We start from the raw sequence: 24502 nt of genomic DNA, 5'->3' as shown, positions 1-24502 counted from the left end.
GCTCTTCAGATCTTTAGTGGGCTGAGGCTTCGGCGATTTTGCGCTTGCCGGGTTCGTCTCGATAGTCGGCAAGGCTTTCGAGAATGTAGGCGGCAAACTGGATCATCATCGTGATCGCGAAGATCCCGAGGAAGCCCGCCATCAGATATTTCACATACATTCCGAAGCCGGACTGCGAGACTTCGAAACTCAGCAACGCGCTGTTGATGATCGAACTCTTGCCTGCCATGCCGATGGCTAGGACTGTGACGCAAAGCGACATTCCGAGAACCAAAGAGCCCCAGATATTGACCAGACCCTTCATGCGGCTCGTGAGACCGGCATAGAGCACGTCGACGCGGACATGTCCGTCTTCATAGAGAGTATAGGCGCTGGAGAAGAGAAAAAGCGCGCCGTACCAGAAGCGGACGAGGTCGCCCTGGAAGGCCTGTTCGTAGGAGAAGATGAAGCGGCTCAGCACGATGCTGAGTTCGGCGGCGACAACCAGCAGGGCGAGCCAGGTGAATCCGAGCGAGCGGGAAAAGGCCGCCGTCACGCAGCCGGCGAGCACCAGCGGAATGTGAACGTAGGCGCCTCTGAACTGCGGGCGGCCGAGTGCTGTCGTTATGTCATCGCCGATCAGAAAAGGAAGCAGGCCTTCGACGCGCAGGAACGAGATCATCACATCTGCGAGTCCGACAAAGATGACCGCCCAGAACGAAGCCCTGATAATATAGGCGGAGATCGAAACCATGGCTTCGGAGTCGCTTCTCAAGAGCCTGTCCGGCGTGCGTATCGTGTAGAGGACGGCTCCGCCGACGCAAACCAGATAGGAGAGGGTCTGCACCGCGCCGAGTATCGTCGCGGTACTCTCCAGAGGGCTCTGTGGAGCAAAGGCCGGAAGCAAGCCCAGATGACCGAGAAAGGTCACCATACCCGGCCAGTCCAGCCAGAAGATGAGGTAATTGTTCAGCGCGAAGACGAGTGTTGCGCTGACTGCGGTCCAGCAAAAGATGCGAGCAAAAGCAGAAACGGGCGTCTGATATCCAGACGCCGCCGCGGCACCCATCGATGCCCCCGAAGCCGATCCGATCATGTCCTGAAGTCTTCTTTCAAGAAAGGAGACGGGATCGTGGCGATCCCGTCTCTATCGTTTGCGGTGTTTAGGCGATTACAGGCCGATAACGCGGTTGCGCTTCTGAGAGTAACCGACGTCAGCGAGCTTCAGCCAGCCACCGGCTTCAGAGCGGGCTTTCAGGAAGCCTTCATGGACACGGTTGGCGAGATCGCTGTGCTGGCGGGTCTCTTCGAAGACCTCGTCGGCCGCGGTGCCGAAGGCGTCATAGACGTCGTCGTTGAATTCCTTGACGACGACACCGTGCTCGTCGATCAGCTTGCGCAGATATTCACCGTTCTTGGCGTTGTATTCCGCCATCATCCAGTCGTTGGTCTGCATCGCGACGGACCGGATGACCGCCTGATCGGTTTTGGTCAGGGAACCCCACCAGGAGGCATTCATGCCGAGGGAGTCGGGCCCGCCCGGCTCGTGCATGCCCGGGAAGTAGTAGTACTTAGTGGCTTCGTAGAACTTCATCGCATAGTCGTTCCACGGACCGACCCACTCGGTCGCCTCAATGGCGCCGGACACCAGGTTTTCGTAGATCTGACCGCCCGGCAGGGACACAGGGGAAGCGCCCAGCTTGGCCATGACGTCGCCGCCGAGGCCAGGAATACGCATTTTCAGGCCCTTGAGGTCGTCGGCGCTGTTGATTTCCTTGTTGAACCAGCCGCCCATCTGCACGCCGGTGTTGCCGGCCGGCAGGCACTTCAGGCCGAAGTCGGAGGCCAGCTCGTCCCACAGTTCCTGACCGCCCATGTGATGGACCCACGCGGCCATTTCGCTGAAGGTCAGCCCGAACGGCACGGAAGTGAAATAGGCCCAGGCCGGGTGCTTGCCTTTCCAGTAGTAATCGGCGGAGTGATAGGCCTGCGCGTTGCCGGAGGCGACTTCGTCGAACACGTCGAACGCGCCGACGCGCTCGCCGGCGGCGAAGTACTGCACCTGGATGCGGCCGCCGGAGGTTTCCTGAATGCGCTCGGCCAGCAGCTGAGCGTTGGTGCCCAGACCCGGGAAGTCACGGCCCCAGCTCGAGACGATGACCATCTCGATGCGCTCTTGCGCGAGTGACGGTTTCGGGAAGGACGATGCCGCAGCAGCGGCGGCACCACCGACACCGGCCAGCCCAGCCTTGGTAATAAAGTCGCGACGTTTCATTGCGAAGCTCCCTGGTAAGATTGTTTCTTCAGTTGCGAACAGATCGCAGAGTGAAGCCACTGACCGCACTCTTTACAAGTGTCTATTCACAGCTCGCCGAAATTTGTGCGTTCGAATTTCGGATTTGGCAACCATTCATCTCCATAAATACCGCAATGCGGCATAAATTTGCTCAGACCCCCCTTGTGCGGGTTCGAAAATGTCAAATTTTGCGGTTTTGAACTTCCGAAATGCCTTCGAATCCGGTTTCTGCTCAGACCGGGAGCGCTGTGGTCTCCTTGATCGTCTCCATTGAAAAGCGCGAGGTGACTTCGCTGAGTGCGGTCAGTTCGACGAGTTTCTTGTAGAACTGGTCAAAGCTCTTCATGTCGGGAACAACGACCTTGAGCAGGTAGTCAACTTCGCCTGCCATGCGATGGAATTCGAGCACTTCCGGCATCGCCTGAACCGTGTCGGCGAAAGTCTGCAGCCAGTCGGCCGAATGTTCTCCCGTCTTGATGCTGACGAAGACGGTCAGTCCGTAACCGAGCTTGTCCGCATCCAGAACAGCGACCTGGCGCTTGATCAGGCCGTCGACCTGCATCCGATTGATTCGCTTCCAGCAGGGCGAAGCCGAGAGCCCGACCTGCCGCGCGATATCGGAAACCGAGATGCTGCTGTCCTCTTGCAGGAGGCGCAGGATCTTTCTGTCCATGTCATCCATTCTTGATTTTCCAATTTCCTGACAAAGACCGTCTTCATTTTAGCTCCATGAGAACGATCCGTTCTATTTGAGGGGGCAATATTGTCGATATGGGAAAAATAATGATATTTCAGAGGCGTTGAGAGTTCAACACTCTCTCCACCCGGCAACGGGGGCGCGGCGATTTGAAGGGCAGCTTGCGGCCGCGAACGAAACCGCTAAAGCGCCACGGGATGATCCCCGTGGGCCCTTTCGTGACAACGGAATGGAGCCGGCCATGAGGTCGCATCTCGGAACTGCCAACCTTTCTGCGGATCCCCGCCGATGAAATACCTGCCGATATTCACTGATCTTTCCGGTCATTGGGCGCTTCTTGTCGGCGGAAACGAGGATTCTGCCCGCAAGCTCCGGCTGCTGCTGAGGACAGAGGCTCGCATCCGCGTGGTCAGTGCCGCTCCGAACGACGAGATTTCAGCATTGGCTGAATCAGGAAGGATCGAGTTGCTGCGCCGCGGGTTCGAGGACCGCGATCTGGACGGCGTCCGTCTCGCGATCGTCGGCGATGCCGAAGCTCTCGAGATCAAGGACGTGGCACACCGGATCCGATCGACGGGCATTCCGACAAACGTCGTCGACCGTCCGGAGCTTTCCACCTTCATCATCCCGGGTATCGTCGACCGCGACCCGATCGTCATCGCCATAGGCAGCGAGGGAGCGGCGCCCGTCATGGTACGGCGCATCCGCGAGAAGATCGAAAGCCTGCTTCCGGTCCGCCTCGGCGTGCTCGCCAGATTTGCGCAAAGTTTCCGGGGCGCCGTATCGGCTGCCGTCCCGGAGGGAGCCGGGCGACGCTTGTTCTGGGAGCGGTTCTTCGACGGGCCGGTTGCGCAAGATGTGCTTGAGGGGCGCGAGAAGCCGGCACGCGAAGCCATGCTCCGCCTGGTGAACGGCGGCGCGCAGTCCGCCCCGTCCGGCTCCGTCGCGCTTGTCGGAGCGGGACCGGGCGATCCGGACCTTCTTACCCTGAAAGCTTTGCGGCTGATGCAGGACGCGGACGTCATTGTTCATGACGCGCTGATCGGCCCGACAATGCTGGATTACGTCCGGCGGGACTCGCTGCGTATCGATGTCGGGAAGCGTGCCGGACGGCAGTCCTGGAGCCAGGACGCGATCAACGCGCTTCTGGCTGAACATGCGGAAGCCGGGCGCCGCGTGGTGCGCCTCAAAGGTGGCGATCCCTTCATCTTCGGACGGGGCGGGGAGGAGCTGGCCTATCTGAAGGCGCGCGGCATCGCGGTCGAGGTGGTGCCGGGTGTCACCGCGGCGCTCGGTGCTGCCTCGGTCGCCGGCCTGCCGCTGACCCACCGCGATCACGCCAACCGCCTGACCATCCTGACCGGACATGACCGCAACGGCCTCTCGGACTTCGACCACCATCTGCTGGCCGACCCGAAGGGCACGTTGGTCATTTATATGGGCCTCGGCGCAGCACCCCGGATCATGGCCGACGCCCTTGCTGCCGGTCGCGCCGCTTCGACGCCGGTCGTGGTGATCGCAAAGGCGACATTGCCGGAGCAGCGCGTCCTCAAGGCGCAGCTCGGCGGACTGGCGCGTCTGGTCGAGGAGCAAAAAGTCGAAGCCCCCGCACTGATCGTGATCGGTGACGTAGCGGCGCTTGCCGACGGAGAGATTTTCGAGGCGGCCGATGCCGGGCATCGCCGCCTCGCTGTCTAGGAAACGAATGAGATGAAGAAGAAGTTCGAGAAGCAGATCATGACCGCGAACAGGCTCGGCGACGGCGCCGTCGTCTATCTGGCGGCGGACGACGACTGGGTGCTCAGTCTGCACGATGCCGAGGTGGCCGAGAGCGAGGAGGCGGCGATCCGGCTCGAGGAACGCGCCGGTCTCGCGATGAAGCAGCAGAAGATCGTCGGTCCTTATCTCTTCGCAGTCGCCGTTTCCGACCGCGGGATCTCGCCGATCAGCCAGCGCGAGATCATTCGCGCCGCGGGCCCGACTGTCGGCACCGATCTCCCCGAAACCACACCGCTCCGCTGAGCCCGGATATCGAGAGATGTATCAGTATAACGAATTCGACCATGCCTTCCTCCGGGACCGGACCGCGGAATTCCGCGATCAGGTCGCGCGCCGCCTCGCGGGCGAACTGACCGAGGACGAGTTCAAGCCGCTCCGGCTGATGAACGGGCTCTACCTGCAGCTCCATGCCTATATGCTGCGGGTCGCGATCCCCTACGGCACCCTGAATGCGAAGCAGATGCGCCAGCTCGGCGTGATTGCCAAGCGCTGGGACCGCGACTGGGGACATTTCACCACCCGGCAGAACATCCAGTACAACTGGATCAAGCTGGACGACGTGCCGGACATCCTGGACGCGCTCGCCGATGTCGAGATGCACGCGATCCAGACCAGCGGGAACTGCATCCGCAACGTGACGGCGGACCAGTTCGCCGGCGTCGCCGCCGACGAGATCGAGGATTCCCGCGTCTGGGCCGAGATCATGCGGCAATGGTCGACACTGCATCCGGAATTCACCTTCCTGCCGCGCAAATTCAAGATCGCCATTACCGGCTCGGAGCATGACCGGGCGGCGGTGAAGCTGCACGATATCGGCCTCCGCATGCGCCGCAACGAGGACGGCGAGACCGGGTTCGAGGTGATCGTCGGAGGCGGGCAGGGACGGACGCCCATCGTCGGCGAGACGATCCGCGAGTTCCTGCCGAAGCAGCACCTGCTCTCCTATCTCGAGGCGATCCTCCGGACCTACAACCTGCTCGGCCGCCGCGACAATCTCTACAAGGCCCGGATCAAGATCCTGGTCGCCGCCGTCGGCATCGAGAAGTTCGCCGAGATGGTGGAGGAGGAGTGGGAGGCGATCCGCGACAGCGTGCTGACCCTGGAGCCTGAACGGATCCGCGAGATCGAGCGGCATTTCGCACCGCCCGCCTACGAGGAGATCGCCGAGCCGGTAGTCTCCTTCGATGCGGCCCGCTTCACCGATCCGGCCTTCTCGGCCTGGACCCGGACCAATCTCTTCCCGCACAAGCAGCCGGGCTATGCCGTCGTTACGGTATCGCTGAAGCCGGCCGGCGGTGTGCCGGGCGATGCCACATCAGCACAGATGGAGGCTCTGGCCGATCTCGCCGAGCGCTATTCTCTCGGCGAGCTCCGGATCGCGCACGAGCAGAACGTGGTTCTGCCGAACGTCCGCAAGCAGGACCTGCACCGGTTCTGGCATGAGCTCGGCACGCACGGGCTGGCGGATGCCAATGTCGGCCTGATCACGGACATCATCTCCTGCCCGGGTCTCGATTACTGCAACCTCGCCAATGCCCGCGCGATCCCGATCGCCCAGCGCATCAGCCGGCATTTCGCCGACCCGGCACTGCAGGCGGAGATCGGCCCGATCACGCTGAACATCTCCGGCTGCATCAATGCCTGTGGGCATCACCATGTCGGCAATATCGGCATCCTCGGCGTCGATAAGAAAGGCGTCGAGCATTACCAGATCACCATCGGCGGAATCGCCGACGAGAACGCGGCCATCGGCCGGATCCTCGGCCCGTCCTTCCCGGCGGAAGAGGTGGTCGACGCCATCGACACCCTGATCGCCACCTTCCGGAAGATCCGGGAACAGGGTGAGTTTTTCATCGACACCGTGAAGCGGGTCGGCATCGAACCTTTCAAGGAGACTCTCTATGCCAATCATTAGGAATGGCCGGATCGAGGAGAATATCTGGGTCTCGCTCGCGGAGACGGACTCAAGCGCGCTTTCCCGCGACACGCCGGTTGTCGTCGGCCTCGCGGAATGGACGGCCGGACGGGAGACGCTGATCGCCAATTTCGAGCGCCGGGCCGTCAGATTGGAGAATGTGGACGCGGTCGAGGAGATCGCGGACGATCTCGATTTCATCGACGCCGTGATCCTCGTTTTCCCGAAATTCAACGATGGCCGTGCCTTTTCCCAGGCCCGTCTGCTGCGGGACCGCCTCGACTTCAAGGGTGAAATTCGTGCGACGGGGCATGTGATCCAGGATCAGTTTCTGTTCCTGCAGCGTTGCGGCGTGGATGCCGTCGAGGCGAAGGACGAGAAGCTTCTCGATGCCTGGATGCGGGCGCACAAGCGCTTCAAGGGCTTTTACCAGCCGGCCCTCGCGATCCCGGAAGGGAAGTCGGAAGATAAGGTCGCCCGGAACGACGGCTTTGGCGGCGCCTACAGCCGCGTCGAGCCTGCCGTGCTCGCGAGCTGGGCCTACTGAAGCGGGATTTGGCGCTCCACCCAATTGCCTCGGCGCCAAATCGACCTGAGCCGCCGGAAGGACTACCTTCCGGCGGTTTTTTGCTGGCCCCTTACTGAAGGAAGTCCCTCAGTAGTCCGGTTATTGTTTCCGGTGCCTCCATGCTGGGGAGGTGAGCCGCATTGCGGAGGACAATGTGTGATCCGTCCCGGATCCCGTCCGCGACCTTGCGGCACCGTTCTTGAACATGCGGGAAATCCAGATCGCCCCAGATCACCAGCGACCTAGCCCGTATCTCGTGCAGGCGATGGTAGGCGTCTTCACTGTCCGTGTTGCTCCCCGGTGACGGCTTGCGGAGCACGGTGCCGTTCATCTCAAGGAAGAGCGCGCGCGCCGGTTCTGTGACACGCCCAGGCTGTGACAGGGCGCCGTCCAGCACGACACGCGCTTTGAGGTCGTTGACCCGATCGACATCGCGCTTGGTCTCGGCGTGTCTGATCTCTTCCATGAGCGAGGCCACCGGTGCCGGATAACTGGGGGCGGGCGACCCGCTTACATTCGGGGCTATGAGCACCAGAGAATGGACGCGCGCCGGATATCTGAGTGCAGCATCCAGTGCAATCTGGCCTCCCTGCGAGCATCCGACGAGAGTGACGGGACTCCCGTCGCCCAGCTTGTCGATAACGGTCATCAGGTCTTCGACCGACGAATGCTCCTCGGGAGCGGCCTCGCTCTTGCCAAAGCCCCTGCGGTCATAGGCGATGGCACGATGTGTCGCTGACAAGCCCTCGCATTGTGCGGTCCACATGCGGCTGTCCGCGACCGCTGCATGCAGGAAGACGACCGGATGACCGTTACCACGGACAGTTGCGGCCAATCGTGCCTTGCCGGAAATGATTTCAGTCTCGGAGCTCATGTCGTGCCCGGACATAGGAACTTAATAGCTGAAATTAATTACGGGAAAGATCGCAGCACAAGTTGTTTCGCACGGCGCTTGTTCGAATTGACGGCAAACCTGTTTTTTGATCAGATAGTAAAAAACGAGTGCAAATGCACCGTGATCGAACAGGAGAGATTATGCCGTCTGATATCCGTGGGGACCGTCTGTCCCCGGCGGAGGTCGAGTCGAATTTCGCCGATCTCCACCCGCTGCTCAGCAAACACGAAGCCTATGTCGAGGCGGACCGATGCTATTTCTGCCATGACGCGCCGTGCGTGACGGCCTGTCCGACAGGCATCGACATTCCGCTCTTCATCCGGCAGATCCTGACCGACAACCCGTCCGGCTCTGCAAAGACGATCCTCAGTGCGAACATCCTCGGCGGGATGTGTGCCCGGGTCTGTCCGACGGAGACGCTCTGCGAGCAGGCCTGCGTCCGCGAGACGGCGGAACAGAAGCCGGTACGGATCGGAGAGCTTCAGCGCTATGCGACGGATCATCTGATGGCGGCCGGTGTCCATCCGTTTGAACGCGCGGCGCCGACCGGCAGGAAGGTTGCCGTGGTTGGTGCCGGTCCTGCAGGGATCTCCTGCGCGCACCGCCTCGCCATGCACGGGCACGACGTCACGATCTTTGAGGCGAAACCGAAAGGCGGCGGGCTTAACGAATACGGCATCGCCGCCTACAAGGCAGTCGATGAGTTTGCTCGGCGCGAACTCGATTTCGTGCTCTCCATCGGCGGGATCGAGCTGAAGACAGGCATGGCGCTCGGTCGTGATGTCACACTGGATGCGCTTGTCGCTGAGTACGATGCGGTCTTCCTCGGTCTCGGTCTCGGGGCGACAAACGGTCTCGACATCGCTGGCGAGCAGCTCGAAGGCGTCGTCGATGCGGTCGATTTTATCGAGGACCTTCGACAGGCGCCCGCTCTTGCAAAGGTCGCGGTCGGACGCCGTGTCGTCGTGATCGGCGGCGGCATGACGGCGATCGACGCTGCCGTGCAGTCGAAACTGCTCGGGGCGGAGGACGTGACGCTGGTCTATCGCCGGGGCGCCGACCGGATGAATGCGAGCGCCTACGAGCAGTCGCTGGCGAAAGACAAAGGGGTCGTGTTGCGGTATTGGGCCCGGCCCGAGAAGATCGAGGCGGGGGCGGACGGCAAGGCCGCCGCCATCAGCTTCATGAAGACCCGGGACGAGGGCGGCAAGCTGGTCGATACCGGCGAGCGCTACACGCTCGAGGCCGACATGGTGATGAAGGCGATCGGTCAGACCTTCGTGCCGGCGCCGCTCAAGGGGGCCAAGGCGGAGATCGCGCTCGAGGGCGGGCGGATCAAGGCCGGTGCCGACCGCCGCACCAGCCATCCGAAGGTCTGGGCCGGCGGTGACGCGATTGCAGGCGGCGAGGATCTGACCGTCGCCGCGGTCGAGGACGGCAAACAGGCCGCGCTTTCCATCCATGCGGCGCTGACGGGCGCCTGAGCCGGATCGGGAGAAAGATCATGGCAAATCTGCAGACCAATTTCCTTGGTATCAAATCCCCCAACCCGTTCTGGCTGGCCTCCGCACCGCCGACCGACCGGGAGGTCAACGTCACCCGCGCCTTTAAAGCGGGCTGGGGCGGCGTCGTCTGGAAGACGCTCGGCGAGGATCCGCATATCGTGAACGTCAACGGCCCGCGCTATGGCGCCGTGCATTCAAACGACCGGCGCCTGATCGGCCTCAACAACATCGAGCTGATCACCGACCGGCCGCTGGAGGTGAACCTTCGCGAAATCAAGGCGGTGAAGAAGGCCTGGCCGGACCGGGCGATCGTCGTCTCGCTGATGGTTCCCTGCGAGGAAGAGGCCTGGAAAAAGATCCTGCCGCTGGTCGAGGAGACTGGCGCTGACGGGATCGAGCTCAATTTCGGTTGCCCGCACGGGATGTCGGAGCGCGGCATGGGGGCGGCAGTGGGCCAAGTGCCTGAATATGTCGAGATGGTCGCGCGCTGGTGCAAGCAGAACACCCGCATGCCGGTGATCGTGAAGCTGACGCCGAACATCACGGATGTCCGTCAGCCCGCGCGGGCGGCGAAGAAGGGTGGGGCGGACGCGGTTTCCCTGATCAACACCATTAACTCGGTCATGGGTGTGGATCTCGACATCATGGCGCCGAGCCCGCATATCGACGGCAAGGGCACCCATGGCGGCTATTGCGGCCCGGCGGTGAAGCCGATCGCGCTCAGCATGGTCTCCGAGATCGCCCGCGATGCGGAGACGAAGGACCTGCCGATCTCCGCCATTGGCGGCATCACGACCTGGCGCGACGCCGCCGAGTTCATGGCGATGGGCGCCGGCACGGTGCAGGTCTGCACGGCCGCGATGACCTACGGCTTCAAGATCGTCGAGGAGATGAAGTCCGGGCTCTCCGACTGGATGGACGGGAAGGGCTATACCTCCATCGACCAGTTCGTCGGCCTTGCCGTTCCAAACGTCACCGACTGGCAGTATCTGAACCTGAACTATGTCGTGAAGGCGCGGATCGACCAGGAGAGCTGCATCAAGTGCGGCCGCTGCCATATCGTCTGCGAGGACACCTCTCACCAGGCGATCTGGGCGGAGAAGGACGGCCAGCGGCATTTCGAAGTGAACGACGCGGAATGCGTCGGCTGCAATCTCTGTGTCAGCGTCTGCCCGGTCGAGGGCTGTATCACGATGGAGCATCTGACCGAGGGTGTCGACGCGCGCACCGGCCAGCCGATCAATCCGGAATACGGCAACTGGACGACGCATCCGAACAACCCGATGCGGGTGGCTGCGGAGTAATTATATGCGCCGTCATCCCGGCCGCAGAGCCGGGACCTCGTAGCCGAAGGGCTCAGTCCCGGCTCCGCAAGGTCCCGGATCAAGTCCGGGATCACGGTTGTTTTTGAATGAAAAAGAATCGCTTGGCGGGCGTTCTTAACGCGGTTTCAGGCCATTGAAGAGAACGGTGAACAAGGTCCGCTCGGCGTTTTCGAAGCGTTTCTCGCGGGTCCCCGGTTCGGTGCCTTCGAGTGCATCCATCTGGGTTTCGAAATCGGCGTAATGCTGGGTCGCGGCCCAGATCATGTAGATCAGGTGCAGAGGTTCGATCGGCACCATCTTGCCGGCGGCGATCCAGGTCCGGATCGCCTTGGACTTTTCCTCGACGAGGTCCTTCAGCCGGCCCTTCAGGGTTTTCTCCAGCAGGGGCGCACCCTGAAGGATCTCATTGGCGAAGAGGCGGGAGGCTTTCGGATTGATGCGGGCATGAGCCAGTTTTGCGGAAATGTAGGCGCCGAGTTCGGCGCTCGGATCGCCCTCGGGATCGAGTTTCGCGAACGGCGTCAGCCAGTCGTCGAGGGTCTCCTGCAGGACACTCCGGTAGAGCTCTTCCTTGGTGCGGAAGTAGTAGAGCATGTTCGGCTTGGACATCCCGGCGGCCGAGGCAATCTGGTCGAGCGTGGTGCCGCGGTATCCGGAGCGCGAAAACATGTCGAGCGCCGCTTTGAGGATGCGCTCGCGGTTCTCCTGCTGAATGCGTGTGCGCGGAGTCTCTCCGGTGACGGCGGCCATTACGCGGCACCGTTTTCGGCGGCGGCGAGAGCGCTCGAGAGGCGCAGTGAAGACGGGAAGGTGAAGGTCATGTCGGTCGTGGGATTGCCTGCGTGATTTCCGGGCAGTGAAGGCCGCGGATTGCCTACACTTTGATCTTGATCGATTGGTCAAACTTGTCTTTGCTTATACTGGCAGAAGAGCATGAAGACAAATGCTCTCAAAAATCGTTAACGGTCAAAGTCTTGTTTGATGACATGGGCTTAGGACCGAAAGCGCGGAATGTCCCGGTCCCGGGACGGAGCGGACAGGAGAGTCTTGGATGAGCGAGCCGGCAAGCAATATCCGGATCAATGGTCAGCGGCTGTGGGACAGCCTCATGGAAATGGCGAAGATCGGACCGGGCGTCCGCGGCGGCAATAACCGCCAGACGCTGACGGATTCCGACAAGGAAGGGCGCGAGCTGTTCGCGAGATGGTGCGGCGAGCAGGGCCTCACCATGGGCGTCGACAGCATGGGTAATATGTTCGCCCGGCGTGAGGGCACGGACCCGTCGGCTCTGCCGGTTATGGTCGGCTCCCATCTCGACACTCAGCCGACCGGCGGCAAGTATGACGGCGTGCTCGGCGTGCTCGGCGGGCTGGAGGTGATCCGGACGTTGAACGATCTCGGCATCAAGACCAAACATCCGATCGAGGTTGTGAACTGGACCAACGAGGAGGGCACACGTTTTGCCCCCGCGATGGTCGCTTCCGGCGTCTTCGCCGGCGTCCACACGCAGGAATGGGCCTACGAGCGGACCGACGCCGAGGGCAAGAAGCTCGGCGACGAGCTGGAGCGGATCGGTTTCAAGGGCGACGAGCCGGTCGGCGAGCGCAAGCTGCACGCCTTCTTCGAGCTGCATATCGAGCAGGGCCCGATCCTCGAGGACGAGAATATCGATATCGGCGTGGTGACCCACGGCCAGGGCCTGAAATGGATCCAGATCACGCTCACTGGCAAGGAGAGCCACACCGGCTCCACCCCGATGCCGAAGCGGATCAATGCCGGCCTTGGCATGGCGCGGATCACCGAGCTGGTGAACAGGATCGCGCTCGAGCACGGTCCGAACGGGGTCGGCGCGATCGGGCATCTGGAGCTCTATCCGAACTCCCGGAACATCATCCCTGGCAAGACCGTCTTCACCGTCGACTTCCGCCATCCGGACAAGGCCAATCTCGAAGAGATGGACGCAAAGCTCCGCAAGGGGGCGAAGGAGATCGCCGACGAGATCGGCCTCGGGCTGGAGATCGAGCAGACCGGCGGCTTCGATCCGGTCACTTTCGACGAGGGTTGCGTCACGGCGATCCGCAATGCGGCCGAGGAACTCGGCTATTCGCACCGGAACATCGTCTCCGGCGCCGGGCACGATGCCTGCTGGATCAACCGGGTGGCGCCGACCGCAATGGTCATGTGCCCCTGCGTCGATGGGCTCAGCCATAACGAGGACGAGGAAATCACGAAGGAATGGGCGACCGCGGGGGCGGACGTGCTGTTCCATGCGGTCGTCGAAACAGCCCAGATCGTCGAATAAAAACAAAGCGATACAGGAGAGAGCTCATGTCTAAGGTGATCAAGGGCGGGACCATCGTCACCGCCGATTACAGCTACGTATCCGACGTCCTGATCGAGGGCGGTGTCATCACCCAGATCGGCAAGGACCTGAAGGGCGACCAGACGATCGATGCGACCGGCTGCTACATCATGCCGGGCGGCATCGACCCGCACACGCACATGGAAATGCCCTTCATGGGCACCTATTCGGCCGACGATTACCATAGCGGGACGTCCGCCGCGGTCTCCGGCGGCACCACCATGCTGGTCGATTTCTGCCTGCCGGTGCCGGACCAGTCGCTGATGCAGGCGCTGCAGAGCTGGGACCAGAAGGCTTCGAAGGCGGTCACCGATTATTCCTATCACATGGCCATCACCTGGTGGTCGGAGCAGGTCTTCGACGAGATGCAGCAGGTGGTGAAGCGGGGCATCAACACCTTCAAGCATTTCATGGCCTACAAGGGCGCGCTGATGGTGGACGACGACGAGATGTACGCCTCGTTCCGCCGCTGCGCGGACCTTGGCGCCATGCCGCTGGTGCATGCGGAGAACGGCGACGTCGTCGCCCATCTGCAGCAGAAACTGCTGGAGGAAGGCAATAACGGGCCGGAGGCACATGCCTATTCCCGTCCGCCGGAAGTCGAGGGCGAGGCCGCCAACCGGGCGATCATGATCGCCGACATGGCGAACGTGCCGCTCTACATCGTGCATGTTTCCTGCGAGGAGGCGCACGAGGCGATCCGCCGGGCGCGTCAGAATGGCAAGCGGGTCTTCGGTGAGCCGCTGATCCAGCACCTGGTGCTGGACGAGAGCGAGTACGCCCATCCGGACTGGGATCACGCGGCACGCCGGGTGATGTCGCCTCCGTTCCGCAGCAAGCTGCATCAGGACGGCCTCTGGAACGGCCTCGCGGCCGGGTCCCTGCAGTGCGTGGCGACCGATCATTGCGCCTTCACGACCAAGCAGAAGCGCATGGGGGTCGGCGACTTCACCAAGATTCCGAATGGGACGGGCGGGCTCGAAGACCGCCTGCCGGTACTCTGGACCCGGGGCGTGAACACGGGACGTCTGACGCCGAATGAGTTTGTCGCGGTCACCTCGACGAACATCGCCAAGATCCTGAACCTTTATCCGAAAAAGGGTGCGATCCTGGTCGGAGCCGACGCGGACATCGTGGTCTGGGATCCGAAGGCCTCCAAGGTGATCACGGCAAAGAACCAGGTCTCGGCGATCGACTACAATGTTTTCGAGGGCATCGAGGTGAACGGTCTGCCGCGGTTCACGATCAGCCGCGGCGATGTGGTCGCGACCGAGGGCAAGGTCGATGCCGCGGAAGGACGCGGCAAGTTCGTTGGCCGCGATCCCTATCCGGCAACCAATACCGCGCTCTCCAAATGGAAAGAGCTGACGGCACCGCGCCGGGTCGTGCGGGACGCCGCGAACATCCCGGCGGGGGTCTGAGCCGGAAAGCGGGCGGCGAGGCCGTCCGCGATTTGCAGAGCGAAATAGAAGCGGACTGCCGGAGGGTGCCGGCCGGTCCGCCGGTTTGGAGACTATGGTGACAGACATGCAGGCAACCGGCGCGGCTTTCGGGGCAAGCGGCGCGGGCGAAACTCCGGCCTTCCGGGTGATAGAGGCGCGCGATCTCTGCCTGACCTTCGAGACAAATGACGGACCGGTTCACGCGCTTTCCAATGTCGACCTCACGGTCGAGCGAGGCGAATTCGTCTCCTTCATCGGACCGAGTGGCTGCGGCAAGACCACGCTGCTGCGCGTGATCGCCGATCTCGAACAGCCGACCTCAGGGGCGATTTCGGTCAACGGCATGTCGCCGGAGCAGGCGCGCAAGGCGCGTGCCTACGGCTATGTCTTCCAGGCCGCGGCGCTCTATCCGTGGCGGACCATTGCCGGCAATGTCGCGCTGCCGCTGGAGATCATGGGGCTCGACAAGGGCGAACGCGAGGACCGCATCAGGCGCAATCTCGAACTGGTCAACCTCGCCGGTTTCGAACGCAAGTTTCCCTGGCAGCTTTCGGGCGGCATGCAACAGCGTGCCTCCATCGCCCGCGCGCTTGCGGTCGAGCCGGACCTCCTGCTGATGGACGAGCCGTTCGGGGCGCTCGACGAGATCGTCCGCGACCATCTGAACGAGCAGCTCAACCGGCTCTGGGACCGCACCAACAAGACGGTCATCTTCGTCACCCACTCGATCCCCGAGGCGGTCTTCCTCTCGACCAAGATCGTCGTGATGTCGCCGCGTCCGGGCAGGGTGCATGACGTGATCGAGTGCAACCTGCCGCGCGAACGGACTCTGGATATCCGCGAGACGCCTGAATTCCTCGATATCGCGCACCGCGTCCGCGACGGGCTTCGGGCGGGGCATGCTTATGACGATGAGTAATCTCCTGCACTCAAAGGCAGCGGCGGTTCTGACCGTGGTGCTGGTGCTGCTCGGCATCTGGTATGCCGGGGCGGTCGCGCTGAACACACCGTTCCAGCGCGATCAGGACGTGCGGGACAAGGTGGAGCGGAGCACCGGCGAGTTCGTCGCCGCGACCCTGAACCAGAAGCGTCCGGTGCTGCCGGCGCCGCATCAGGTCGCGGTCGAGATCTGGCAGACCACGATCGAGAAGAAAGTCACGTCTAAAAGAAGCCTTGTTTATCATGCCGGTATAACGCTTTCTTCAACCATGCTCGGGTTTCTGATCGGCACCGTCCTCGGCATCGTGCTGGCTGCGGCGATCATCCACGTGGAAAGTCTCGAGCGCAGCCTGATGCCCTGGATCATCACCTCGCAGACCATCCCGATTCTCGCAATCGCGCCGATGGTCATCGTGGTGCTGAACGCGATCGGGGTGTCCGGTCTGATCCCGAAAGCGATGATCTCGACCTATCTCTCCTTCTTCCCGGTCACGGTCGGCGTGGTGAAAGGACTGCGCTCGCCCGATCCGATGCAGCTCGACCTGATGCGGACCTACAGCGCGTCCTCTTTCCAGACGTTCTGGAAGCTGCGCTGGCCATCCGCGATCCCGTTCCTGTTCACCTCGATGAAGGTTGCCATCGCCGCAAGCCTTGTCGGCGCCATCGTCGGCGAGCTGCCGACCGGGGCCGTTGCCGGTCTCGGAGCGAGGCTGCTTGCGGGGTCCTATTACGGCCAAACGGTGCAGATCTGGTCTGCGCTCCTGAGCGCGGCCTTCCTCGCCGCCATGCTGGTCACCATTGTCGGCTTCGCGGACAAGGCGGTGCGCCGCCGCATGGGGATGGTGCAATGATTGCCGGTTTTCCCCTGACGGTGACCGGCGGCGCGGCCGCGCTACTCTTTGCGGCGATTGCGGGGGTGACTGGAACCGCCGCGCTATCGCCCGCTTTCGTCACCTGCGGTCTCCTGCTGCTGGTCGGCATCGGGGCCGCTGTCGTCCGGCGTGAGGGTGCCTTTGGCGCGGCGGTAGTCATCCTGGCGGTCCATGCTGCTGCGTTCCCTCTGATGCTGCATATCGACACCGCGCCGGGGGACATGGCCAGCGGTTACTGGGCATTGCTGGTGTCGGCCTGGCTCATGGCCTGGACGAGCGTGACACGACTGACCCAGGCCTCGAAGATGCTGCCAACGGGAGCCCGGCGCGCCGTCGACTTGATGATCCCGCTGATCTTCGGGCTCTGGCTGATGCTGATCTGGGAGGCGGTGACGCGGGGCGCCGGCGTGCCGCAGGTGCTGTTGCCGGCGCCGAGCGCGATCTGGGTGAAGCTGACCGCCTCGCTGCCGATCCTCTGGGCCGATTTCGTGCAGACCTTCCTGAAGGCCGTGATCGTCGGCTACGTGCTCGGCTGCGGCATCGGGTTCGGAACCGCGATCCTGGTCGACCGCTCGCCGTTCCTGAAGCGCGGACTGGTTCCGGTCGGCAACATGGTCAGCGCGCTGCCGATCATCGGGGTCGCGCCGATCATGGTCATGTGGTTCGGCTTCGACTGGCAGTCCAAGGCCGCGGTCGTGGTGATCATGACCTTCTTTCCGATGCTGGTGAACACGCTGGAGGGGCTTTCGGCCTCCAGTGCGATGCAGCGGGATCTGATGCGCACATACGCCGCGAGTTACAGCCAGACCCTCTGGAAAATGCGGCTCGTCGAGGCGCTGCCGTTCATCTTCAACGCCCTCAAGATCAATTCGACGCTGGCCCTGATCGGTGCCATCGTGTCCGAGTTTTTCGGCACTCCGATCGTGGGCATGGGCTTCCGCATTTCGACCGAGGTCGGACGCATGAACGTCGACATGGTCTGGGCGGAAATCGCGGTAGCGGCGCTGGCCGGCTCCGCTTTCTACGGCGCACTCGTGCTGATCGAGCGCGCCCTGACATTCTGGCACCCGTCGAACAGATAAGAAGCGGGGCCGGGGAGGCTTTAATCAATTGAGGAGAGTGACGATGCAAAGACGATTGCTGACTGGATTGCTCGCGGGCGCCGTCGGCCTGATGGCGACGACCGCCATGGCCGCCGACAAGGTGACCCTGCAGCTGAAATGGGTGACCCAAGCCCAGTTCGCCGGCTATTACGTGGCCGCCGACAAGGGCTTCTACAAGGACGAGAATCTCGAGGTCGAGATCAAGCCGGGCGGCCCGGACATTGCCCCGCCGCAGGTGATCGCAGGCGGCGGCGCCGACGTCATCATCGACTGGATGCCCTCCGCGCTCGCCTCCCGCGAGAAGGGCGTTCCACTGGTCAATATCGCCCAGCCCTTCAAGAGCTCCGGCATGATGCTGACCTGCCGCAAGGATACCGGCATCACCTCGCCGGCCGACTTCAAGGACAAGACCCTCGGCGTCTGGTTCTTCGGCAACGAATATCCGTTCCTCTCGTGGATGTCGCAGCTGAAGATTCCGACCGACGGCAGCGCCGGCGGCGTGACGGTTCTGAAGCAGGGCTTCAACGTCGACCCGCTGCTTCAGAAGCAGGCCGATTGCGTGTCCACCATGACCTATAACGAGTACTGGCAGATCATCGATGCGGGTATCCCGGAGTCCGAGCTGGTGGTCTTCAAGTATCAGGACCAGGGCGTGGCCACGCTCGAGGACGGTCTCTACGTCCTTGAGGACAACCTCAAGGACCCGGCCTTCGTCGACAAGATGGCGCGCTTCGTGCGGGCTTCGATGAAGGGCTGGAAATATGCCGAGGCCAATCCTGACGAAGCGGCCGAGATCGTGCTCGACAACGATGCGACCGGCGCCCAGACCGAGAAGCACCAGAAGCGGATGATGCGCGAGATCGCCAAGCTCACCGCAGGCTCCAACGGCGCGCTCGATCCGGCCGACTACGAGCGGACGGTCAACACGCTGCTGAAGGGCGGTTCCAGCCCGGTCATCACCAAGAAGCCGGAAAACGCCTGGACCCATCTGATCACGGACAAGGCGCTTAAGTAAGCTTTTGAGAGATATCAGATGAGGAGAAGGCGGCCCCGGAGGCCGCCTTTTTCGTTCACGGTTCCAATGACAAGGCGAGGGGTGGCATGCGGTGTCCCGGGAGGGGTAGTCTCGCCGCCATCCATTTTCGGTTTTCGGGGCCCTTATGACCGACATTCTCTTCCTGCCCGGGTTCATGTGCGACGCCCGTCTTTGGGACCTGGCTCGTCCCGGACTTGAGCGGCTGGGCACGCTTCATTTCGGGGACCTGACGCGGGACAGGAGTTTCGGGGCAATGGCCGAGCGGGTGCTGTCCGAGGCTCCGGAGCGGTTTTCTCTTGTCGGGTTTTCCATGGGCGGGTTCGTCGCGCGCGAGATCGCGTTGAAGGCGCCGGAGCGGGTGGAGCGCCTGGCATTGCTCAACACCAGCGCGCGCGGCGACGGTGAGGAGCAGGTGAAACGCAAGGCCGGTCTGGCGAAGGCGGCCGAGACGCGCGGCTTTCGAGGCCTGTCGCGTCACTCGATACTGTCGTCTTTGCATCCCGACAGACGCGGCGACGAGCATCTGGTCGGAAAGATCCGCGAGATGGCGGACCGGATCGGCAAGGAAGGTTTCGTCAACCAGATCGGCGTCGCGCGGTCGGACGGGCATGCAGATCTGCCTCGGATCTCCGCTCCGACGATCGTCGTCTGGTGCCGTCAGGACGAGTTGCGCAGCCTCGATGAGGCGCAGGAGCTCGCGGACGGGATTCCTGGTGCGCGGCTCGAGATCGTCGAGGATTGCGGACACATGCTGCCCCTGGAAGCACCGGAGGAAATGGTCGCGATTCTCAAGGACTGGCTCGACTGATCCTGCGCGGCCCTACTTGGTCGTGTAGCTGAAGACACCGTCCCAATCGGCAGGCGCGGCCGCGGCAAGCTGTTCCGAACGTTCCCGGAGCATCCGGGCCGCCGGATCGGCGCCCAAGCGCTCCCCGGCGGAAGCGAACCCATTCGCCGCCTCGGTGAATTCCCCGGCGAAATAGTCACGCAGGGCTCTCTCGTAGAGGTCTCGCGCCGCGAGACGGTCTGCGTCCACCGCTCCCGACCGGCCGAGCAACTCGTAGATGTCGGTCGGCGTCTTGTGCCCGGCCACGGCTACCCGGTCGAGATGGCGCCACTCGAAACCGTCTCCGGCGGCGGTCTTCAGCGCCTTCGGTCCGATGATCCGCGTGCCGTACATCTTGTTCAGGGATTCCAGCCGAGAGGCGACATTGGCTGCGTCGCCGATGATCGAGTAGCCGAAGCGCTCGGACGAGCCGATATTGCCGACGACCACGTCGCCGAACCCGAGCCCGATCCGGATGCGGAACTCCGCGACACCGGTATTTCCCTCCCGTTGCCGGAGTGCTTCCAGCGCATCCAGGGCGCCGGCGCAGGCCGCCGCCGCATGGTCCGGCAGGTCCCTCGGCGCATTGTAGAATGCGAGCAGACCGTCCCCCATGAATTTGTCGATTGTCCCGCCGGAGCGGTGCAGGGCCTCCGCCATCAGATCGAAGAAGTCGCGCAGTTCGAGGACCAGCCGGTCCGGTGCCATGCCCTCGGCGATCCCGGTAAAACCCTCGATATCGATGAAGAGGATGGTGAGCTCCTTGCGGACCGCGCCGAAGGACGCGGCTTCGCCGCTGCTGACCATGTCGGCGGCGAGATCCGGCGGCACGTAGCGCTGCAGCGAGCGAAGACCCGATTTCATCTGGTCGACCGAGCGGCCGAGAATGTTGAGCTCGGCAATCCCGGAACTCGGGGCAGGTGTATCGGACAACCGCATCCGGGCGGCTTCGCTGATGTCCGCGCTGATCGTCCTGATCGGGCCCGAAATCCGGGTTGCGAGATAGGCTGCGGCGATGATGACGGCGATGGTCGCTCCGATGCCGAAGGCGACCGTTCCGAGCAAACGCTCGCGGGCGAGATAGAGGAAATCCCGTTCCGGGACGATCATGGCGACGAACCATTCGAGATTGCGGGACGACGGGATCGCCTGCGCGCCGACATGATAGGGCAGGCCGTCCCAGCGGATCGTCTTTGAGATGAACTCGGTGCTCGAAGCACGGGCGAACAGGCCCTGAAGCTCTTCCCGGTTCCCAGCAAACACGTCGGTGAGGATTTTGCGGTTTTCCTCGTCCAGGCTAGGAGCAACGGCCACGGTGCCGTCCCGGTGCATCAGGAATGCAGCGCCGGTCGTTCCGACCTTTATTCTGGTCATCCAAGCCTTGAGATCCTCCAGCGGTATATCGATGTGGAGAACGCCCGCCGGCGGGTTGCCATGAGCCCTCAGCACGGACATGCCGAGTTTGCCGTCCTGGAACCTGTAGGGCTTGGTCCATGTGGGCGAGGGGCTCTTCAGCCCATCCTTGAACCAGGCTGCGTCCTTGTAGGAGGTGGCGTAGACGTGACCCGCGGTGCCCTTTTCACGTGAGGCGGGCTTATTGTTCTGATGGGCGGCATGGATATGCGGAATGGTATCGGATGCCATCTCCGCCGAATGCTCGTTTCGGGTAACCAGGAAATAGCCTGCTCCGGTGAGGCTGCCGTAGCCGACCCATGTGCCGGGATCTAGATGAAGGACCTTCGAGAGCAGAGCTGTTTCGAGTTCCTGCTGTCCGCCGGGCCCGGCGAAGGTGCCGGAGTCGACCAGTTCGATGACCGTCAGCGCGTTCGCGTAGCGGTTTAGCAGCCGGTCGACCTTGTCGACTACGGAATGTCCGACGGTGGTGAAATGCGCTTCGGCCAGACCTTCGAGGACCTCGGCTGTTTCGTCGGTCAGCATCACGCCGACGGTGGCTACGGAGGCAACGACGCTGGTGATCAGCAGGCCCTGCAGCGCCGTTCGCAGTCTGATCCAGGCTTTCTTGGTCACGCGCCGCTCTCCGGACCGAAGGGTTATTCCCGGACTATGGGCCCCTTATCCCGCCCGCCCAATGCCTTATAGCACATGAAACCGCCCGCATCGGTGCGATGCGCCCGTCTTCGGAGATATGGAGCGGAAAGCTTACTCGGCGGCTTCGGCCGGCCAGCCGGCGATGGCCTTCACTTCGAGGAATTCCATCAGACCGTAGATGCCGCCCTCGCGGCCGTTGCCGGACTGCTTGTAACCGCCGAACGGGCTGCCGGGCGCGCGGCCCGCGCCGTTCAGCTGGATCATGCCGGCGCGCAGCTGGCGGGCGAGGCGCTTGGCGCGCTCCGGATCGCCGGTCTGCACGTAGGAAGTCAGGCCATAGGGCGTGTCATTCGCGATCTTGACCGCTTCCTCTTCACTGTCGAAGGACATGATCGACAGCACCGGGCCGAAGATCTCTTCCTTGGCGATGGTCATGTCGTTGGTCACGTCCGCGAAAATGGTCGGCTTCACGTAATAGCCGCGATTGAGGCCGTCCGGGCGGCCGAGACCGCCGGCGAGCAGGGTCGCGCCTTCCTTGATGCCGGCCTCGATCAGGCCTTGGATCTTGTTGAACTGGGTCTCAGAAACCACCGGGCCGATCTGGCGGCCTTCCTGGCTCGGATCGCCGACTTCCTGCGCTTCGGCGACGGACTTCGCCGTTGAGACCGCTTCGGCATAGGCCGATTTCTCGACCATCATCCGGCTCGGCGCGTTACAGCTCTGGCCGCTGTTGTTGAACATGTGCAGCACACCGCGCTTCACCGCCTTGGCGACGTCGGTATCGGCGAAGACAAGGTTCGGGCCCTTGCCGCCGAGTTCCAGCGCCACGCGCTTGACAGTATCGGCCGCGGCCTTGGTGACGGCGACGCCGGCGCGGGTGGAGCCGGTGAAGCTCATCATGTCGATGTCCGGGTGACGGCTCATCGCCTCGCCGACGGTCGGGCCGTCGCCGTTCACCAGATTGAACACACCAGCCGGGAAGCCTGCCTGCTCCATGAACTCGGCGAAGAGGAGGGAGGACATCGGGGCGATTTCGGACGGCTTGAGCACCACGGTGCAGCCGACGCCAACGGCCGGGACGACCTTGAGGGTTACCTGGTTCATCGGCCAGTTCCACGGCGTGATCAGACCGCAGACGCCGATCGGTTCGTGGATGATGTATTCGGTCTGGAACTTCTCGTTCAGCGGATGCTCGAAGGTGAATTCCTTCAGGGCGCGGATGAAGGCCTTGATATGGCCGAGTCCGGCCGCGGCCTGCTGGCTCGAAGCGATGTTCTTCGGCGCGCCCATTTCCTTGGAGATCGCCTCTGCCATCTCCTCGATCCGCTCCTGATAGATCTCGGCGAGTTTCTCGACCTTCGCGACGCGCTCGGCATGGGGCGTCGTGCTCCAGCTCGGGAAGGCGCGCCTGGCGGCGGCGACCGCGGCGTTCACGTCGGCCTCGCTGCCGAGGGAGATGGTCGCGTATTCGGTCTCGTTCGCCGGGTTTATGACGGGGAAATCGTTCGCCTTGATCGGCGCCACCCATTTTCCGTCGATGAAGAAATCGGTCTTCCGTTCCATCTGTTCCTCCCGCGGAGCCCAGAGGGCCTGCCGCGTGCTTGCCGGTGATATCTGGCCCGTCCCGGTCTCGGGCGGGTGGTCCGCATATGGGGATCGGATCGGGCCGGTACTAGGAGGTCCTCCACGGGAGGACACGCGCCCGCATTACTCCATGAAATCCGCTTCGACAACAAGGGGGCGAAAGGAGTTTCCGGGTTTTCTGCGGTATAAGTTCAGGAAAAGGAACCGAACAAATCTTTATTGTTGCGCTGCACAATAGGTGCATACACTCCGAAACCTACCCATGAGGGCAGTTCCCCCGCCCTCACGCTGACTGACGCATCGACCCGTATTCTGCCGGGCGGGGCGAAGGGTTCAGCCGAAGAGGGGCCCCGCCGCAGGGCGGAGCTACCCAAAGCAAATACGGCGGACCTGTTTAAATCGAACATGGAGGCTGATCATGAATTTCCTGAAATATCCGCTCCTCGGCGCCGCGCTAGCCATGGCCGTCGCCGGTATCGCCGAGGCCAAGACCTACAAGGTCGGGCTTGATGGTACTTTCGCACCGCACGCCATGCCGAAACTCTCCGGCGGCGTTGAAGGCTTCAACGTCGATCTCGCGAACGAGATCGGTAAGCGCCTCGGTGCCGAGATGGACATCACGGCGGCCCAGTGGTCCGGTCTGTTGCCGGGCATGCAGGCGGGCACCTACGACTTCATCGTCGCGCCGACCACGCTCACCGAGGAACGTACGAAAAGCATGCTGTTCACCGAGGGCTACATCAACACGGACTTCCAGTTCGTGATCAAGAAAGGCGGCCCGAAAATCACCAAGCTCGAGGACTTCAAGGGCAAGGTGATCGCGGTGAACAAAGGCGCCGTTTATGACAAGTGGGCGCGCGACCTCGAAAGCCAGATCGGCTGGAAGGTTGAATCCTATGGCACCAACACGGACGCGATCCAGGCGGTCGTCTCCGGCCGTGCTTTCGCCAACGTCGCGGGCAACACCGCGTCGGCCTGGGCGGTGAAAAAGAACCCGCAGATCGAGCTTTCCTACATCCATTCCACCGGCAAGGTCTTCTCGATGCCGTTCCGCAAGGACAGCGCCGAGCTCAGGAACAAGGTCGAGGAAGCGATCGAGTGCATGAAGCTGGACGGCACCATGGTCAAGCTCAGCGAGAAATGGTTCGGCGTGACGCCCGCTCCGGGCTCCGCGCTGATCACCGTGCAGCCGGGATACGGCGAGCCGGGCTTCGAGGGCTATGATCCGACGGAGCATACGCCGAACTGCGGCTGATCGCCGACGGCTTGAGAGCGAAGGAGACGGGGATTCCCTGTCCCGGGGGCCGTTGTATTTACACCCTCAGAGGAC

General features: G+C 62.8%; 21 protein-coding genes and 1 riboswitch. Of the genes, 14 read left to right on the top strand and 7 right to left on the bottom strand.

The window, feature by feature from the left end:
- Positions 1–13: 13 nt before the first annotated feature.
- From IG122_RS05075 to IG122_RS05065, 3 genes are all read right to left on the bottom strand, one after another.
- Positions 14–1075, bottom strand: coding sequence for a TRAP transporter small permease subunit (locus IG122_RS05075; protein WP_193181104.1), 1062 nt, complete (start codon positions 1073–1075; stop codon positions 14–16).
- Positions 1076–1150: 75 nt separating this feature from the next.
- Positions 1151–2254 (bottom strand): TRAP transporter substrate-binding protein, encoded by a 1104-nt coding sequence (locus IG122_RS05070; protein WP_193181103.1) that lies wholly within the window; start codon positions 2252–2254, stop codon positions 1151–1153.
- Positions 2255–2507: 253 nt separating this feature from the next.
- The gene (locus IG122_RS05065) at positions 2508–2957 is read right to left on the bottom strand and encodes an Lrp/AsnC family transcriptional regulator (RefSeq protein ID WP_193181102.1); all 450 of its coding nucleotides are present in this window, start codon (positions 2955–2957) and stop codon (positions 2508–2510) included.
- 146 nt (positions 2958–3103) lie between these two features.
- Positions 3104–3178, top strand: a riboswitch (SAM riboswitch).
- 82 nt (positions 3179–3260) lie between these two features.
- On the opposite strand from IG122_RS05065, the gene cysG reads away from it, so the two are divergent.
- Genes cysG through IG122_RS05045 form a run of 4 tightly spaced genes read left to right on the top strand, consistent with a single transcriptional unit; the run spans position 3261 to position 7213 of the window.
- Positions 3261–4670, top strand: a complete 1410-nt coding sequence (cysG, locus tag IG122_RS05060) for a siroheme synthase CysG (protein WP_193181101.1) — start codon at positions 3261–3263, stop codon at positions 4668–4670.
- Between the two features lie 12 nt (positions 4671–4682).
- The gene (locus IG122_RS05055; RefSeq protein WP_193181099.1) at positions 4683–4994 is read left to right on the top strand and encodes a DUF2849 domain-containing protein; all 312 of its coding nucleotides are present in this window, start codon (positions 4683–4685) and stop codon (positions 4992–4994) included.
- A gap of 16 nt (positions 4995–5010) precedes the next feature.
- Positions 5011–6666: a nitrite/sulfite reductase gene (locus tag IG122_RS05050; RefSeq protein WP_193181097.1), complete on the top strand. Its 1656-nt coding sequence runs from the start codon at positions 5011–5013 to the stop codon at positions 6664–6666.
- Positions 6653–7213 carry a DUF934 domain-containing protein gene (locus tag IG122_RS05045; protein WP_193181095.1) on the top strand — a complete coding sequence of 187 codons (561 nt, stop codon included), beginning with the start codon at positions 6653–6655 and terminating at the stop codon, positions 7211–7213. The genes IG122_RS05050 and IG122_RS05045 overlap by 14 nt, the downstream gene beginning before the upstream one ends.
- Positions 7214–7304: 91 nt before the next feature.
- On the opposite strand, the gene IG122_RS05040 is transcribed toward IG122_RS05045, so the two are convergent.
- Positions 7305–8108, bottom strand: a complete 804-nt coding sequence (locus tag IG122_RS05040; protein WP_193181093.1) for an alpha/beta fold hydrolase — start codon at positions 8106–8108, stop codon at positions 7305–7307.
- A gap of 161 nt (positions 8109–8269) precedes the next feature.
- On the opposite strand from IG122_RS05040, the gene IG122_RS05035 reads away from it, so the two are divergent.
- The gene (locus IG122_RS05035) at positions 8270–9613 is read left to right on the top strand and encodes an NAD(P)-dependent oxidoreductase (protein ID WP_193181092.1); all 1344 of its coding nucleotides are present in this window, start codon (positions 8270–8272) and stop codon (positions 9611–9613) included.
- A gap of 20 nt (positions 9614–9633) precedes the next feature.
- Positions 9634–10938 carry an NAD-dependent dihydropyrimidine dehydrogenase subunit PreA gene (gene preA, locus IG122_RS05030; RefSeq protein ID WP_193181090.1) on the top strand — a complete coding sequence of 435 codons (1305 nt, stop codon included), beginning with the start codon at positions 9634–9636 and terminating at the stop codon, positions 10936–10938.
- A 135-nt stretch (positions 10939–11073) separates the two neighbouring features.
- Here preA and IG122_RS05025 read toward each other — a convergent pair whose 3' ends face one another.
- Positions 11074–11709 carry a TetR family transcriptional regulator C-terminal domain-containing protein gene (locus IG122_RS05025; protein WP_193181088.1) on the bottom strand — a complete coding sequence of 212 codons (636 nt, stop codon included), beginning with the start codon at positions 11707–11709 and terminating at the stop codon, positions 11074–11076.
- A gap of 301 nt (positions 11710–12010) precedes the next feature.
- On the opposite strand from IG122_RS05025, the gene IG122_RS05020 reads away from it, so the two are divergent.
- From IG122_RS05020 to IG122_RS04990, 7 genes are all read left to right on the top strand, one after another.
- A complete protein-coding gene (locus IG122_RS05020; protein ID WP_193181086.1) occupies positions 12011–13261 on the top strand; it encodes a Zn-dependent hydrolase in 1251 nt (416 codons plus the stop codon).
- Positions 13262–13287: 26 nt separating this feature from the next.
- On the top strand, positions 13288–14742 hold the full coding sequence (gene hydA, locus IG122_RS05015; protein ID WP_193181084.1) for a dihydropyrimidinase: 1455 nt from the start codon (positions 13288–13290) through the stop codon (positions 14740–14742).
- Between the two features lie 106 nt (positions 14743–14848).
- A complete protein-coding gene (locus IG122_RS05010) occupies positions 14849–15682 on the top strand; it encodes an ABC transporter ATP-binding protein (protein ID WP_193182597.1) in 834 nt (277 codons plus the stop codon).
- Complete coding sequence (locus tag IG122_RS05005) at positions 15669–16553, top strand: ABC transporter permease (protein ID WP_193181082.1); 885 nt, start codon at positions 15669–15671, stop codon at positions 16551–16553. Before IG122_RS05010 ends, IG122_RS05005 begins: the two co-directional genes overlap by 14 nt.
- Positions 16550–17656 carry an ABC transporter permease gene (locus tag IG122_RS05000; protein ID WP_193181080.1) on the top strand — a complete coding sequence of 369 codons (1107 nt, stop codon included), beginning with the start codon at positions 16550–16552 and terminating at the stop codon, positions 17654–17656. The genes IG122_RS05005 and IG122_RS05000 overlap by 4 nt, the downstream gene beginning before the upstream one ends.
- Positions 17657–17699: 43 nt before the next feature.
- Positions 17700–18692: an ABC transporter substrate-binding protein gene (locus IG122_RS04995; RefSeq protein WP_193181078.1), complete on the top strand. Its 993-nt coding sequence runs from the start codon at positions 17700–17702 to the stop codon at positions 18690–18692.
- Between the two features lie 145 nt (positions 18693–18837).
- Complete coding sequence (locus IG122_RS04990) at positions 18838–19521, top strand: alpha/beta fold hydrolase (protein ID WP_193181076.1); 684 nt, start codon at positions 18838–18840, stop codon at positions 19519–19521.
- Between the two features lie 12 nt (positions 19522–19533).
- Here the strand turns inward: IG122_RS04990 and IG122_RS24405 are convergent, their stop codons facing one another.
- Positions 19534–21567 carry an adenylate/guanylate cyclase domain-containing protein gene (locus tag IG122_RS24405; RefSeq protein WP_193181074.1) on the bottom strand — a complete coding sequence of 678 codons (2034 nt, stop codon included), beginning with the start codon at positions 21565–21567 and terminating at the stop codon, positions 19534–19536.
- Positions 21568–21699: 132 nt separating this feature from the next.
- Complete coding sequence (locus IG122_RS04980; RefSeq protein ID WP_193181072.1) at positions 21700–23151, bottom strand: aldehyde dehydrogenase family protein; 1452 nt, start codon at positions 23149–23151, stop codon at positions 21700–21702.
- A 439-nt stretch (positions 23152–23590) separates the two neighbouring features.
- Between IG122_RS04980 and IG122_RS04975 the strand changes: the two genes are divergently transcribed.
- A complete protein-coding gene (locus tag IG122_RS04975) occupies positions 23591–24427 on the top strand; it encodes a transporter substrate-binding domain-containing protein (RefSeq protein WP_193181070.1) in 837 nt (278 codons plus the stop codon).
- Positions 24428–24502: the final 75 nt, after the last annotated feature.

Source organism: Nisaea sediminum, from assembly GCF_014904705.1.
In the GTDB taxonomy this organism is placed as follows: Bacteria; Pseudomonadota; Alphaproteobacteria; order Thalassobaculales; family Thalassobaculaceae; genus Nisaea; species Nisaea sediminum.
Note: the sequence above shows the minus strand (reverse complement) of the source record. Positions and strands in the feature narration are given on the sequence as shown.